8 protein-coding genes are annotated in these 14,562 nt (G+C 54.0%); 6 read left to right on the forward strand and 2 right to left on the reverse strand.

The annotated features are described in order from the left end of the window. Nucleotides 1–29: 29 nt before the first annotated feature. Both ACO2Q8_RS24220 and ACO2Q8_RS24225 read right to left on the reverse strand, forming a co-directional pair. Nucleotides 30–695 carry a hypothetical protein gene (locus ACO2Q8_RS24220; RefSeq protein ID WP_423347461.1) on the reverse strand — a complete coding sequence of 222 codons (666 nt, stop codon included), beginning with the start codon at nt 693–695 and terminating at the stop codon, nt 30–32. Next, nucleotides 692–1,279 (reverse strand): Uma2 family endonuclease, encoded by a 588-nt coding sequence (locus ACO2Q8_RS24225; RefSeq protein WP_423347462.1) that lies wholly within the window; start codon nt 1,277–1,279, stop codon nt 692–694. The genes ACO2Q8_RS24220 and ACO2Q8_RS24225 overlap by 4 nt, the downstream gene beginning before the upstream one ends. 286 nt (nt 1,280–1,565) lie before the next feature. Here ACO2Q8_RS24225 and ACO2Q8_RS24230 point away from each other — a divergent pair, with 286 nt between their 5' ends. From ACO2Q8_RS24230 to ACO2Q8_RS24255, 6 genes are all read left to right on the forward strand, one after another. Continuing rightward, nucleotides 1,566–3,941: an ABC transporter permease gene (locus ACO2Q8_RS24230; protein ID WP_423347463.1), complete on the forward strand. Its 2,376-nt coding sequence runs from the start codon at nt 1,566–1,568 to the stop codon at nt 3,939–3,941. A gap of 131 nt (nt 3,942–4,072) precedes the next feature. Continuing rightward, complete coding sequence (locus ACO2Q8_RS24235; RefSeq protein WP_423347464.1) at nt 4,073–6,523, forward strand: ABC transporter permease; 2,451 nt, start codon at nt 4,073–4,075, stop codon at nt 6,521–6,523. 89 nt (nt 6,524–6,612) lie between these two features. Continuing rightward, nucleotides 6,613–9,045, forward strand: a complete 2,433-nt coding sequence (locus ACO2Q8_RS24240; protein WP_423347465.1) for an ABC transporter permease — start codon at nt 6,613–6,615, stop codon at nt 9,043–9,045. Nucleotides 9,046–9,136: 91 nt separating this feature from the next. Next, entirely contained in the window at nt 9,137–11,545 is a 2,409-nt protein-coding gene (locus ACO2Q8_RS24245; protein ID WP_423347466.1) for an ABC transporter permease, read from the forward strand. Nucleotides 11,546–11,691: 146 nt separating this feature from the next. Next, nucleotides 11,692–14,088, forward strand: a complete 2,397-nt coding sequence (locus ACO2Q8_RS24250) for an ABC transporter permease (RefSeq protein ID WP_423347467.1) — start codon at nt 11,692–11,694, stop codon at nt 14,086–14,088. 120 nt (nt 14,089–14,208) lie between these two features. Further along, nucleotides 14,209–14,505 carry a hypothetical protein gene (locus tag ACO2Q8_RS24255; protein WP_423347468.1) on the forward strand — a complete coding sequence of 99 codons (297 nt, stop codon included), beginning with the start codon at nt 14,209–14,211 and terminating at the stop codon, nt 14,503–14,505. Nucleotides 14,506–14,562: the final 57 nt, after the last annotated feature.

Here is a 14,562-nt window from a genome sequence, read left to right on the forward strand (position 1 = left end):
TGCGTCAGCCAACTCTTAATTCTTAATTCTTAACTAAACACCCCGTCCCGTCCGGTATCGATGGTGCCGCCTTCATAACCACATACGCCCATGCGGGGCGAATTGACAACCGGTAGCCCGGCATAGTCGGCAAAATCCTCGCATTCTTCAGCGTGTGTTTCCGAGCAGGCATCGCACAGGAAACCGTTGCCTTCATACACGTGAATGGTACAGATCTGCGTGGCCGGTTGTTGATGGCAGGCGTCGCACCGAATGTCAAGGGGTTCGTTGCGGGAAAGTAATTCAATTCCTTTGTTGACGGGAATGGAAAACGTTTTTCCTACTTTGACCCGCAAAACCGTGGTCGATCCGAAATCGTATTCATAGTTCAGGACAAGGCCTGTCGAAAAAAACGCACCTACTTTGCGCGTCATCGCAATCTCTTCATAAGAACCCTGGGGTCGGAAGGCGCTGAGGTGGCCGCAGCATTCCAGCCATATTTTTCGCAGATAGCCATCCACGTTGCTGAGCGTTGTCCGGGCATCAATCAACAACTCCAAAAACATCTCAGCGGCTTCCACCCGTACATGAAAGGCCTTGGCTGTGGGGGCGGTGGGCTGCTGGGTCAGATGGGTGTCCAGGTGTTTGCCGATGCCGCGTTTGTCGTAAAACTGGCCACAATACACACAGCGGCCGACGGATTTGAGCTTGTTCATGGTGCTGGTGTGCGGGTTTCAAAATCGACCTTCCGGTAGATATCATCCATCAGCAAGGTGCAGGAACCAATCCGAACCGTTTGATCCTGCGGGAGATAATCGTGCAACAGCCATTCATTGGCTTCCGTGCGTCGGTACACCTCCACTTTTTTCTTTTTGGAGGCCACCAATACGTATTCGTTCACACTGGCGATCTGTTTGTAACAATCGAATTTCTCGGTGCGGTCGACTAGCTCGGTGGAGTCCGACAGGATTTCAATGATTATTTCCGGGTTTTCGAGCACGTCCAGTCCGTAGCGTTCCGTCAAAACCGGCGCTTGACAAACAATGACCAGATCGGGAAAAACGTATTTGGAACATTCGACCAGATGAACCAGTTGGTCGCTATTTAGCACCAGACAATTGCCCTCTCGAAGGCAATTCCATAGAGATGCGATCAGGTTACTGGCAATGAGGTTGTGGGGCAACTGGGCCCCGGCCATCGCAACGACCTCACCACCGTGGTATTCCAGCTTTTCGGTCGACTCCTTCAGGAGCGCAAAATATTCTTCCTCGGAGACTTGGGTAACAATCGGTGCCGTCATCGGAGATCCTGGTTTGGATCAAATATAAGCATTTTTTGGCAGAGGGCGTTGGGCAGTGGGCATGGGGTGCTGACGCGTTCTATTGGTTCGGAGTTGCCCACTGCCCAACGCCCACTGCCCACCCCCCCTCTGCCCTTGTCCGCAAATGTACGCCCGGCGTCCGTTTGCGGACATTTTATTTGTTTTTGTTTGTGTATAAAATTGATTATGAGCGGATTGTAAGTTTGGTATGTAGTTTGGGCGAGCCAGAATCGATACCTGTCTCTTCACCTGATCCCGGTCGTTTATGCTCCGTAACTACTTCAAAATCGCTTTTCGAAACCTGGCGAAAAATAAAGTCTACTCGGCCATCAACATCTTCGGCCTGGCGGTCGGGATGGCCGTTGCCATGCTGATCGGGTTGTGGATGTACGACGAACTGTCGTACAATAAATTTCACAAAAATTATGACCGGCTGGCCCAGGTGTATATCCACCAGACGTTCAACGGCAGCACCGGAACCGGCCGGGCGGTTTCGATTCCGTCGATGACGGAAATCAAGACGAAGTATGCCGCCAATTTTAAGTACGTTGCGATGGCTTCCTGGAATTTTGGACATTTGCTGGTCAACGGCGACAAACGGTTTAACAAACAAGGCATGTATGCCGAACCCGGTTTGCCGCAGATGCTCTCGCTGACCATGCTCAAAGGGAGCACGGTAACGACCCTGAAAGAACCGGGGTCAATTCTGCTGTCGGAATCGGTGGCCAAAGCACTGTTCGGGGAGGCTGATCCGCTGAACAAAGTCGTTAAAGTTGATACGAAATACGACGTTCGGGTGACCGGCGTTTTTGCCGACCTGCCCTTCAACTCCGACTTCCGGGAAGTGACCTATTTCCTGACCTGGAATGACTATCTGGCTGCCCAATCCTGGGTAAAAGAATCGCAGCAACAGTGGAGCAATCACTCATTCCAGTGTTACGCGCAGGTGACCGAGCAGGCCGACATGGACAAGGTTTCGCGGCAAATCCGGGATGTGGAAAAAAAGCACACCTCCGCGCAGGAAAACCCCGAGTATTTTCTACACCCGATGAGTCACTGGCATTTGTACTCCGATTTCAAAGACGGCAAAAACGTCGGGGGCGGCATCCGGTTTGTCTGGCTGTTTGGCATTATCGGCGTGTTTGTCCTGCTGTTGGCCTGCATCAATTTCATGAACCTGAGCACGGCCCGTTCCGAAAAACGGGCCAAAGAAGTGGGCGTTCGAAAGGCTGTTGGATCGCTTCGGCGGCAGTTGATCACCCAATTCCTGAGCGAATCGCTGCTGGTGGTGGGCTTTGCGTTGATCCTGTCGCTGTTGATGGTCGTGTTGTCGCTGTCGGCATTCAACGAACTGGCGGGTAAACAGGTCAGCCTTCCGGTTGGGGAGCCGCTGTTCTGGGCCATGCTACTCGGGTTTTCACTGATAACTGGTTTGCTATCCGGCAGTTATCCGGCTTTTTATCTGTCGTCGTTCAATCCGCTGAAAGTCCTGAAAGGGACATTTCGGGTGGGCCGGTGGGCGGCTCTGCCCCGGAAAGTGCTGGTGGTCGTTCAGTTTACGGTTTCGATTACGCTGATCATCGGCACCATCATCGTGTTCCAGCAAATTCAGCATGCCAAAAACCGCCCCGTGGGCTACAACCGCGAGGGGTTGCTCCAGATTTCAATGGCTTCCAGCCTTTTCGGAAAATACGAGCCCCTGCGGGATGATCTGCTGAAAACCGGTGCGGTCTACGAAATGAGCGAATCGTCGAGCCCAACGACCGGCGTCTGGTCCAACCAGATCGGTTTTGAGTGGGAAGGGAAAGACCCGCAGGCGATTCCGTTGTTCGGAACGATTGCCTGTACGCATGATTTTGGCAAAACCATCGGCTGGAAGGTCATTGAAGGCCGGGATTTTTCGCGCGACTATTCGACCGATACGTCGGCTTTTATCCTCAACGAAGCGGCCGTGAAACTGACCGGTTTGCAAAACATTGTCGGCAAAACCATTCGCTTTAACAGCAAACCGTATCAGGTGGTGGGCGTCGTGAAAGACATGGTGATGGAGTCGCCGTACGAACCGATCAAGCCGACCATTTTCCTGATGGATTACGGATGGGCCAACCTGGTCAATGTCAAGCTGATGCCGAATGTGCCGGTGGAGGATGCCCTGAAGAAAGTGGAAGCGGTTTTCAAGAAATACAACCCGGAAAGCCCGTTTGATTTTCAGTTTGCCGACTCCGAATACGAGGCCAAATTCCGGGCCGAGGAGCGGGTGGGCAAGCTGGCCCGCACATTCGCCACGCTCGCCATTTTCATCAGTTGCCTGGGGTTGTTCGGGTTGGCGTCGTTCGTGGCCGAACAGCGAATCAAGGAAATCAGCGTTCGGAAGGTGCTGGGTGCCTCGGTGTTCAGTCTGTGGGGGCTGTTGTCCAGAGACTTCGTCCGGCTGGTGCTGATCTCGTTTTTGCTGGCGGCCCCGATTGCCTGGTATTTTTTGAGTGATTGGCTGAAGCAATACGAATACCGGACCGACATTGCCTGGTGGGTGTTTGGCCTCTCCGGGCTGGGCGCAACGGTCATCACCCTGCTGACCGTCAGCTTCCAGGCCATCAAAGCCGCCCTGACCAACCCGGTGAAGTCATTACGCAGTGAATAATCTGAACCGGGATTATGCGGATTAAAGGATAAACTAGGATGGCTGGCGCAGTCCTCTTTTTATATCCTAGTTAATCCCTTAATCCGCGTAATCCCAGTTCAGGACGCTTTTCCAAACCTATCCTATGCGTTATGCTTAAAAATTACTTCAAAATTGCGTACCGGAACCTGCTGCGGCAGAAGACCTTTGCCCTCATCAACATCATCGGCTTGACCGTCGGGCTGACCTGTTGTTTCCTGATCCTGCTGTTTGTGCGGCACGAACTGAGCTACGACCAGTTTCAGGCCAAATTCGACCGGATCTACCGGATTACGTACCTGCCTAAGTTCGCCGGACTGGAACAACCGCTGGCCCTGACTCCGCCCCCCGTGCAGCCGGTGTTGGCGTCGAATTTTTCGGAAATCGAAACCTCGGCCCGGATTTTCAACAGCAGCGCTACGATTGAACTGCGGGAAAGAGGAAAGTCGCAGCCGGTGAAGTACGACGAGGGGCGGTTTTTCTTCGCCGATCCGTCGCTGCTCGACATTTTCTCGTTTGAGTTTCTGCAGGGCGATCCCCGGACGGCGCTAAAAGACAAATTTACGGTTGTCATCACCGACGAAATCGCTGCGAAATACTTCGGGAAAGCCAGCCCGATGGGTAAAACACTGATTTACGAAGGCCAGCATCCGCTGCGGGTGACGGGCGTGGTGAAAGAACTCCCGGATAATTCGCACGTTCATATTGACTTGATGGCGAATTACGAGACGATGTACGCGACGGAAAGCCAGCGGGTTCGCGACAACCTGCCGAGCAACTGGATTATTTCGCACGGTTACACCTACGTGCTCCTGCGGCCCGGCCAATCGCCGACGACGGTCAACGCCCGGTTTCCGAAATTCCTGGAGACGTATGCGCCCAAGCAAATGGCCAAAGACATTGTCTACGCGCTGGAACCGATGCGGGATTTTCACCTGCGGTCGCAGGCTCAGGGCGCTCCGGAAGCGACGGGCCGGATGCTCTACATTTACGTGTTTCTCGGCATTGCGGCCATTACGCTGCTGATTGCCTGCATCAACTTCGTGAACCTGTCGACGGCCCGCTCACTGAAACGGGCGAAAGAAGTGGGAATTCGCAAAGTCTTGGGCAGTGAGAAAAAACAGCTAATCGCGCAGTTTCTGGGTGAATCGCTGTTGCTGAGTGTCATCGCGCTGGGCATTTCGTTCGTTGCCATTGCGGGCCTGATTCCGGCGCTGAACAGCCTGACTGGCAAAGAACTGACCGTCAGCTACTTTTTGTCCGACGGGGCGCTGATTCTACTGTTCGTCGGAATCGCGCTGCTGACTGGGTTGTTGTCCGGCACGTATCCGGCCTTTTTCGTATCCGGTTTTCAGCCCATTGCCACGCTGAAAGGCAGTTTTGTCAGTGGGAAAGCGAAAGGTGGGCGGCTTCGGCAGGTGTTGCTGGGCGCGCAATTCGTGGCTTCCATTGCCCTGATCATTGGTGCGCTGGTGGCGTTTCGGCAGCTCAATTACATGCAAAATCAGCCGCTCGGTTTTGAAAAGGATTTCATCATTACGGCCAATACTCGCAACGAGAAGATCACCAACGTATTTGCCGACCGCTCCGATAGTACGTATTTGCGCTTGCGGACGTTCCGGGAAATCTTGTCGAAAAACCCCAATGTCCGGCAGGTGACGCTTTCGACCCAGCAGATGGGTTCGGGTTCGGTTCGGCGGAATGTGGTGGCCGAAGGGCATTCGCCCGACGAGAACATTTTCATGGCGACGATGGGCATCGACCACAACTTTGCGAATACCTACGGACTCAAATTTGCCGCCGGGCGAGACTTCTCCGAGTCGTTCCCGACCGACCGGACGGCCGGTTTTCTCATCAACGAAACCGGCGTGAAGCAACTGGGCTGGAAGTCGGCGGCTGAGGCCGTTGGTAAGTCGATCAACCTGGAAGGAAAACAGGGCAAGATTGTCGGTGTGCTGAAAGATTTCCACAACCAATCGCTGCAACGGCCCATCGAAGGCATGTTGATGAGCATTGAAGAACCGCTGCTGCGGCTGTTTTCGATCAAGATTCAGGCGCAAAACCGGACCGAAACCATTCAATTCATCCGGCAAGAGTGGGACCGGTTTTTCCCGGAAAAAAGCTTCGATTATACCTTTCTGGACGAAAGCCTGGCGCGTCTGTACGAAAGCGAACAGCGGTTGAGCAAGCTCATCGGCTACTTCGCGGGGCTGGCGGTGTTGATCTCCTGCCTGGGGTTGTACGGACTGGTGTCGCTCGTAACGCAGCAGAAAACGAAAGAGATCGGCATCCGGAAAGTGCTGGGTGCCACCGTCACCAGCATCGTCGGGCTGATCTCGCGGGATTTTGTGCTACTGGTCGTGGTGTCGCTCGTCATTGCCTCGCCGATTGCCTGGTGGGGCATGAACAAATGGCTGTCGGAGTTCGCCTACAAAATCGACCTCGAATGGTGGATGTTTGCCCTGGCCGGCTTGCTGGCGGTTTTGGTCACGTTGTTGACCGTCAGTTTTCAAAGTATCAAAGCGGCTTTGACCAATCCGGTAAAGTCGTTGCGCTCAGAATGAACTGGCAGAGGGCATGGGGCCAAGGGCATAGGGTGGTTATGTATCCCCACTGCCCCGCGCCCACTGCCCTATGCCTAATGCCAATACTTATGCTACGTAATTACTTCAAAATGACCCTGCGCCACCTGTGGCGAAACCGTTTGTTTACGGCCTTGAACGTTGTTGGCCTGGCAATTGGCATCAGCAGTTGCTGGGTCATTTACCGGATTGTGAGCTATGAATTTAGCTTTGACCAACAACAACCACACCGCGAACGGATTTATCGGGTGGTCAGCCGGTTCAGGCACGATGGGAGTGAATCGGGGAATGCCGGGGTGCCCAAGCCGATGGCCGATGCGGTGAAGCAGGAGGTGCCGGGCGTCGAGCTGACTGTGCCGGTTTGGGATCATTGGAAACAAAGCGTGAAAATACCGGGTGCTAAAGGCGGCTCATCGCATCTGGAAGAACCGAAAAACCTGATCACAACGACGAGCCAGTACTTTGATCTGGTGCCCTACCGGTGGCTGGCCGGGAAGGCCGCTACGGCCCTCGACGCACCTAATAAAGTGGTGCTGACCCAAAGCCGGGCGGCTGTGTATTTTCCGGGTATAGACGCTGCGAATGTGCTGGGCCGAACCATTATTTACGACGATACCGTTGCTGTGCAGGTCGCCGGCGTGGTGGCAGACCTGGATTTTCCGAGCAGTTTCGATGCGAAAGAAATTTTTCCACTAGCGGCCAGCGAGAATATAAACACCCATTGGGGCGGAGTCAGCTCCAACAACCGGTTGTATCTCCGACTCGTTGCGCAGGCGGCTCCGCAGGCTATTATAAAACAAATCAATGCCATTTCGACGCGACATGGGGCGGAGAACATGAAAAAGTACCATTTTCAGCGCTGGCACGTGCTGCTACCGCTGGCAGAGGTTCATTTCTCAACGGAGTATGGCGAAAATTTGCGGAAAGCCAACCGAAACGTCCTGTACGGTTTGATGGGCATCGCGGCTTTTTTGCTGGTGCTGGCCTGCATCAATTACATCAACCTCACCACGGCGCAGGTGCCGCAGCGGGCCAAAGAAATCGGGATTCGAAAAACCCTCGGTAGTTCGCGCTGGCATCTGATCCGGCAGTTTTTAGGCGAAACGCTGCTGATAACAGTGTTCGCGATTGGCTTATCCTACTTGCTGTCGCGCTGGGCGATGGTGGCGTTTGAGGAATTGATTCCTGAAGGGCTGGATCAGCATCCGGCGTACGGAGCCATGACGGTATTCCTGGTGACGCTTCTGCTGACGGTAACGGTAATCTCCGGGCTGTATCCCGGCTGGCTGGTGTCCCGCGTGCAGGCCGTGAGCATTATGCGGGGCCACGCGACGGTTTCGGTGGGGAAAAACCGGCTGACGTTGCGCAAAAGTCTGATTGTGTTTCAGTTTGTAGTGGCCCAACTCTTCATTGTCGGGACCATGCTGGTAGGCCGACAGTTACATTACCTGCTTCATAAGGATCTGGGATTTGATCGGGAAGCCGTTTTAGTGGCCCATGTGCCCTGGAAATTAGGAGAGAATCCGGCGTATAAAAACCGGCAGTTTACTCTGCAACAGGAACTGACGAAGCAACCCGGGATTGCGCGCGTCGGGCTGGGCAGTCCGCCGATGGGCAATTCATTCAACAGCAATAGTTTCCAGTATACCAACTCGAAAGGCGAAATTACTGAACGAAATGCGTACAGGAAGTTTATCGATACCACGCTGATTGCTTTGTATAAAATCCCCTTGCTGGCGGGCCGCAATCTACTAGCTTCCGATACTGTCCGGGAGTACATGATCAATGAAACCGCCGTCCGTGAGTTTGGTTTTCCGTCGCCCCAGGCAGCCATTGGTAAATACCTCCGCAGCCTCGACGGAAGCCCAATTCCGATTGTGGGAGTGGTGAAGGATTTTCACATTGGCCATTTTAATCAAAAGATCGAGCCGGTTCTGCTGATGACGGAAAAACGCAGTTTGACCACCTTCAACATCAAGCTGCACTCGTCGAACCCCGAGCAGTGGCAGGCTGCGATTAAACGGATTGAACAGATCTGGAAATCATTTTATCCCACCGAACCGTTTGAGTACAAATTTTACGACAGCACACTCGAAGAAATTTATACCACTGAGCGCAACATGGCCCGCATCATCAATCTGGCAACAGCAGTGGCTATTTTGATCAGTTGCTTAGGCTTATTCGGGCTGTCCACCCTGATTGCTTACCAGCGGATCAAGGAAGTGGGCGTTCGGAAGGTGCTGGGAGCTACGGTGCTCAGCCTTGTTGGCTTGCTGACCAGGGACTTCCTAAAACTGGTGGCAGTTGCCATCCTGATTGCCTCGCCGATTGCGTACTATTTTACCGATAAATGGCTGGAAAATTTTGCGTACAAAATCGGCATCGAGTGGTGGGTATTTGCCGCCGGTGCCGGAATGGCCCTGGCCATTGCGTTTATTACGGTGAGTTTCCAGAGCATCAAAGCCGCTTTGACCAACCCGGTGAAGTCGCTGCGCTCGGAATGAATTAGCAGAGGGCATGGGGCCAAGGGCATAGGGTAAACAGTACGCCCCTCTGCCCAAACCCCTCTGCCCCATGCCCAAACCCCTTTGCCCTATGCTACGAAACTATTTCAAAATCGCCTGGCGAAACTTCCGCAATCAGCGGTTTTTCTCGCTCATCAACCTGCTGGGGCTGTCCGTCGGGATGGCCGCCTGCATGGTGATCGGACTCTACGTGATGTTCGAGCAGAGTTATGACAACTTTCACCCCGATGCCGACCGGACGTACCGCATTGAACTCGATGCGTACCAGGACGAAGGCAAGCTGGCCTGGCGGTCGGCGACCTCGTATCCAGCCATTGTGCCGACCATGAAGAAAGACTACGCCGAAGTGGAGGATTACACCCGGCTGTACGATGCCAACAACGGCGTCGTGAGTTTTGGCGACCGGCATTTTCGGGAAACCAATTTTTTCTACGCCGACTCAAATGCGTTGTCGTTTTTTAAGTTCGACATGCTGAAAGGTGACCCGAAAACCGCCCTGGTCGGGACCAAAAAGGTGGTGATGTCGGAATCGACGGCCCGGAAGTATTTCGGTGACGCCGATCCGGTGAATAAAACCGTGAAGCTCGATACGACTTCCTACCTCGTAACGGGGGTGTTTGAAGATTTTCCGAAAAACTCACACCTCGAAATCGACTTGCTGTTCTCATACCTGACTGATCCGGAAGCCCAGACGAGCTGGGGATGGTACGATTTCTTCTCGTACGTCAAACTCCGGCCGGGTGCCGATTTGAAAGCGCTGGAAGCCAAACTTCCGGCGATGCTGATGAAATACAACGGCGACTGGTACCGGCGGTCGGGCAAGAAGAACGTCCTGCTGCTGCAACCGTTGCGGGATATTCACCTCGAATCGCACCTGAATCAGGAAGCCGAAGTCAACGGCGATGGCCGAACGGTGCGGTTTTTGGTCTGGGTCGCCCTGGCGATTCTGGTCATTGCCTGGATCAATTACATCAACCTCGCGACCTCCCGGGCGCTCGACCGGGCGAAGGAAGTCGGCATCCGGAAAGTGGTGGGCGCGATGCGGGCGGGGCTCATCCGGCAGTTTATCTTCGAATCGCTGATATTGAACCTATTGGCCTTTGGGATAGCGGTTGGGCTGGTTGTCGCGTTGTTGCCCCTGTTCAATAACCTGACCGGAAAACCGCTCGCTGTAGAGCAACTTTTCGATACCCGTTTATGGGTAAGCGGGTTGTTGATCTTTTTGATCGGTACGCTGCTGTCGAGCCTGTACCCGGCTTTCGTCCTGTCCGATTACCAGCCGGTGTCGGTGTTGAAAGGCCGGTTTTCGCAAACGGCGAGGGGCGCTGGGTTGCGTCAGGGCCTGATTGTGGTGCAGTTTGCGGCTTCGGTGATGCTGATTATCGGAACGATGACGGTTTACAAGCAACTCCGCTACATGCAGGAGCAGGATTTGGGGTTCTCGAAAGAGCAAACGCTGGTGTTACAGGCGCCCCGCGTGACGGATGCCACTTTCCCGACGCGCTCCGAAACCTTCCGGCAGCAGGTCGTGCGGGAAAAGCTGGCCACGAGCGTGACAGGTTCGGCCTACGTGCCGGGCATCGAAATTCTGTGGACCAACAGTTTCCGGCGTAAAGACCAGAACCGGGAAGATTTCAACACGATGTTCATTACGTCCATCGACAACGATTTTCTGGATAGTTACAAAATTGGCCTCGTTGCGGGGCGGAATTTCAGCCGGAGTTTCGGGACCGATTCGATGGCGGTGATTCTGAACGAAACCGCCGTGAACACCTTCGGATTCAAATCGCCGGAAGAGGCTCTGAACAAGGAGATTGTGTCGGGCGACAACCCGCTTCGGATTGTGGGGGTCGTGAAAGATTTTCACCAGCAGGGCTTGAAACTAGCAAAAGATCCGATGGTTTTTCTGTCGGTTTATAGCCGGGCGTATCTGTTGCGAAGCCTGAGTTATTACTCCCTCAAAGTGCCCACCAACGATTTGCCCCGGACGATTGCCGCCGTGGAAAAGCAGTTTGCGCTGGCTTTCCCGGGCAATCCGTTCGAATACTTCTTTCTGGATGAGTTTTTCAACCAGCAGTACAAATCGGACCAGCAGTTCGGCACGGTTTTCGGGCTGTTTGCGGGTCTGGCCATTTTCATTGCGTCGCTGGGCTTACTCGGTCTGATTTCGTTTACGGTCGGGCGTCGGACGCGCGAAATTGGCATTCGGAAAGTGCTGGGAGCCGATACGTCGACCATCGTGGTGTTGCTGACCAAAGATTTCATGAAGCTTGTCCTGATCGCGATTGTGCTGGCGGCCCCGGTTTCCTGGTATTTGATGGACGGCTGGCTGGCCGGTTTTGCCTACCGCACGTCGATGGGGGCCGGGGTGTTCATCCTGGCGGGCGTTGTAGCGGTTTTGATTGCCTTGGTCACCATCAGCTTTCAATCGATCAAAGCCGCCTTGATGAATCCGGTAACCTCCCTGCGGTCGGAATAAAGAGTTAAGAATTATGAGTTAAGAATTATGAGTTATGAATTATGAGGTAAGAGTTAAGACGGGGCCACCCATGCGGTTGGCTTTGCCTCAGTAGGATAGAATGCGTCAGCCTAATTCATAATTCATAACTAACTAAGCATCTGGTTATGATTCGTAATTATTTCAAAGTTGCCTTTCGCACGCTGTGGCGAAACAAGACGTTTTCGGCCATCAATATTTTGGGGCTGGCGTTGGGTCTGGCGTGCAGCCTGCTGATCTTTCTGTGGGTGCGTGATGAAGTGAGTGTGAACAAGGGGCATGCCAACGGCCCCCAGTTGTACGCGCTGCGGGAACGGCAGATCTACGACGGAAAGCGGGTGGCGGGTGGCTCGACGCCGGGGCTGATTGCACTCGAAATGCCGAAGCGGTTTCCCGAAATCGTCCGGGCTGCGGGGTTTAGCTGGCAGGAGACGCTGACGTTCAGCGTGAACGATAAAATCAACAAAGAGTCGGGCTGCTGGGCGGGTGCCGACTGGTTCCGGATGTTTAGCATTCCGCTCCTGGCCGGGTCGGCTGAAACTGCCCTGAAAGCACCAAACGGGATTGCCATTTCCCGGAAAGTAGCGGAACTGTATTTCGGAACTCCGCAGACGGCACTGGGCAAGGCCATCCGGGTCGATGCCCGCGAGGACTACATGGTGACGGCCGTTTTTGAAAATTTGCCCGCAAATGAGCCTAACCAGTACGATTTTCTGCTTTCCTGGGACGATTTTCTAAAGCGCAATAGCTGGGCAAAAGACTGGGGGAACAACGGACCGTTTGCGTACCTGCAATTGCGCCCGGATGCCAACGTAGCGGTTTTTCAGGACAAGATCCGGCATTTCCTGCGGGCCTACAGCGACAACATTGATCCGAAAAACCTGCAACGCTTTGACATTGAATTGTTTTTGCAGCCGTTTGAAGAAACCTATCTGTATTCCGATACCGACAACGGCGAAGTGTCGGGCGGTCGTATTGAGTACGTGCGGTTGTTCAGTGTGGTGGCGGTTTTTCTGTTGTTGATTGCCTGCATCAACTTCATGAATCTGGCCACGGCCCGGTCGGTGAAACGGGCGAAGGAAGTCGGCATCCGGAAAGTCGTCGGGGCCGAACGGGCGCGGCTGATCGGCCAGTTTATCGGAGAGGCCCTGCTGCTGAGCACCCTGGCGGTGATCGTGGCGGTACTGCTGGTCTGGGCGCTGCTGCCGCTTTTTAATGAAATAACCGGCAAACGGATTGACGACCCGCTGGCCGAACCGTCTTTCGGACTTATGCTGGTCGGAGTGACGCTCGTCACCGGGGTGGTCGCGGGCAGTTATCCGGCCCTGTTTCTGTCGTCGCTGCAACCCGTCCGGGTTCTGAAAGGGGGCGGTCCGTCGTTACGGCTGAAATTTAAACCCGGAGCGACGCTGTTTCGGCAGGGGTTGGTCGTGGTGCAGTTTGTCTTGTCGATGGTGCTGATTATCGGTACGGTTGTCGTCTACCAGCAGGTGAATTTTATCCAGACCCAAAGCCTCGGGTTTGATCGGGAAAACCTGCTTTACGTGCCGTTGGAAGGAGAATTAATTCCAAAATATGCCACGTTAAAACAGGAGTTGCTGCGAAAACCGGGAATTCAGGCCATCAGCCGGATGGGTGATCGGCCCAGTAGCATTGGCAGTAGCACCGGCGGAGTAGGCTGGACCGGCAAAGATCCGAACGTGAATGTCGAGTTTATGCACACCCCCGTTGGATACGACTTCGGCAGTGTGCTGAAAGCAAAGATGCTGGCCGGACGGGACTTCTCGCCTGCGTTTGCCACCGATTCGGTGGGTTACATCATCAACGAACAGGCCGCCCGACGAATCGGGTACAAAAATCCGATCGATCAACCGTTGTCCTTCTGGGGAAAGCCCGGTAAAATCATCGGTGTGATCGAAGATTTTCATTTTCAGTCGCTTCGGGAGCCCATTCAACCCCTGATCCTGCGGTTGGGGGAAACCAATACCTGGGGCAATCTGCTGGTGCGCACCCAACCCGGTCAGACGAAAGAGGCTCTGGCGAGTCTGGAACAGGTTTACAAAGCGCTGAATCCTAAATTTCCCTTTACGTATCAATTTGCCGATGACGAATACCAGCGGCTTTACCAGAGCGAACAGCTTGTCAGTCAACTGGCTAACTATTTTGCCTTTCTGGCGATTTTTATTGCCTGTCTTGGGTTATTTGGCCTGGCGGCTTTCACGGCCGAACAGCGAACGAAGGAAATCGGTGTCCGGAAAGTACTGGGCGCTTCGGTAACCAGTATTGTCGGATTACTGTCGAAAGACTTCCTGCGGCTGGTCCTGATTGCCATTGTGGTCGCAACGCCGGTGGCGTGGTGGGCCATGAGTAAGTGGTTGCAGAATTACGAGTATCACATCGACATGCAGTGGTGGATGTTTGTTCTGGCCGGAAGCTTGGCCGTCCTGATTGCCTTCCTGACGGTCAGCTTTCAGAGTATCAAAGCCGCTTTGATGAATCCGGTGAAATCATTACGTTCGGAATGAAAAGGCAGAGGGGCGTTGGGCAGAGGGTAGCTCCGCAAAAATAGAACGCGTCAGCACCCTCTGCCCCATGCCCTTACCCCTCTGCCCTCAGCAAACAATAAACTCCAATCTCCTATAACTATGGCTCATATTGCAATACCGATTCCAACGATGCCCGGGAAACAGGACATCGAAATCGAAGTCACCATCAACGGCAAGCGGCAGGAGTTGCACTACCGCGTCGAGCTGTTTTACTGGGAAGACTGCAACATCCCGACCATCGACCGCGTGGACTGTATCCGGCAGATGCTGGCGGGCTATGATCAGGACTGGACGCTCTACTACATCGGTTCGCCCACCGATCAGTTTGTACCGATCACCTTCGTGAAGCGGGAAGATCTGGTGAAACAACGCCGGCTGCTGGTGGAAGAGCCCTGAAACTGGGTTGTGCCAGAAACCGGCGTTCCGGTATCGAATTCGTCCGCAGCCAGCCGA

Origin of the sequence: Larkinella sp. VNQ87, assembly GCF_049445795.1 — a bacterium.
In the GTDB taxonomy this organism is placed as follows: Bacteria; Bacteroidota; Bacteroidia; order Cytophagales; family Spirosomataceae; genus Larkinella.

What these genes read in the sequence shown, in the direction of transcription:
- ACO2Q8_RS24220 (WP_423347461.1), bottom strand. Translation starts at nt 695, where the DNA reads ATGAACAAGCTCAAATCCGTCGGCCGCTGTGTGTATTGTGGCCAGTTT.
- ACO2Q8_RS24225 (WP_423347462.1), bottom strand. Translation starts at nt 1,279, where the DNA reads ATGACGGCACCGATTGTTACCCAAGTCTCCGAGGAAGAATATTTTGCG.
- ACO2Q8_RS24230 (WP_423347463.1), top strand. Translation starts at nt 1,566, where the DNA reads ATGCTCCGTAACTACTTCAAAATCGCTTTTCGAAACCTGGCGAAAAAT.
- ACO2Q8_RS24235 (WP_423347464.1), top strand. Translation starts at nt 4,073, where the DNA reads ATGCTTAAAAATTACTTCAAAATTGCGTACCGGAACCTGCTGCGGCAG.
- ACO2Q8_RS24240 (WP_423347465.1), top strand. Translation starts at nt 6,613, where the DNA reads ATGCTACGTAATTACTTCAAAATGACCCTGCGCCACCTGTGGCGAAAC.
- ACO2Q8_RS24245 (WP_423347466.1), top strand. Translation starts at nt 9,137, where the DNA reads ATGCTACGAAACTATTTCAAAATCGCCTGGCGAAACTTCCGCAATCAG.
- ACO2Q8_RS24250 (WP_423347467.1), top strand. Translation starts at nt 11,692, where the DNA reads ATGATTCGTAATTATTTCAAAGTTGCCTTTCGCACGCTGTGGCGAAAC.
- ACO2Q8_RS24255 (WP_423347468.1), top strand. Translation starts at nt 14,209, where the DNA reads ATGGCTCATATTGCAATACCGATTCCAACGATGCCCGGGAAACAGGAC.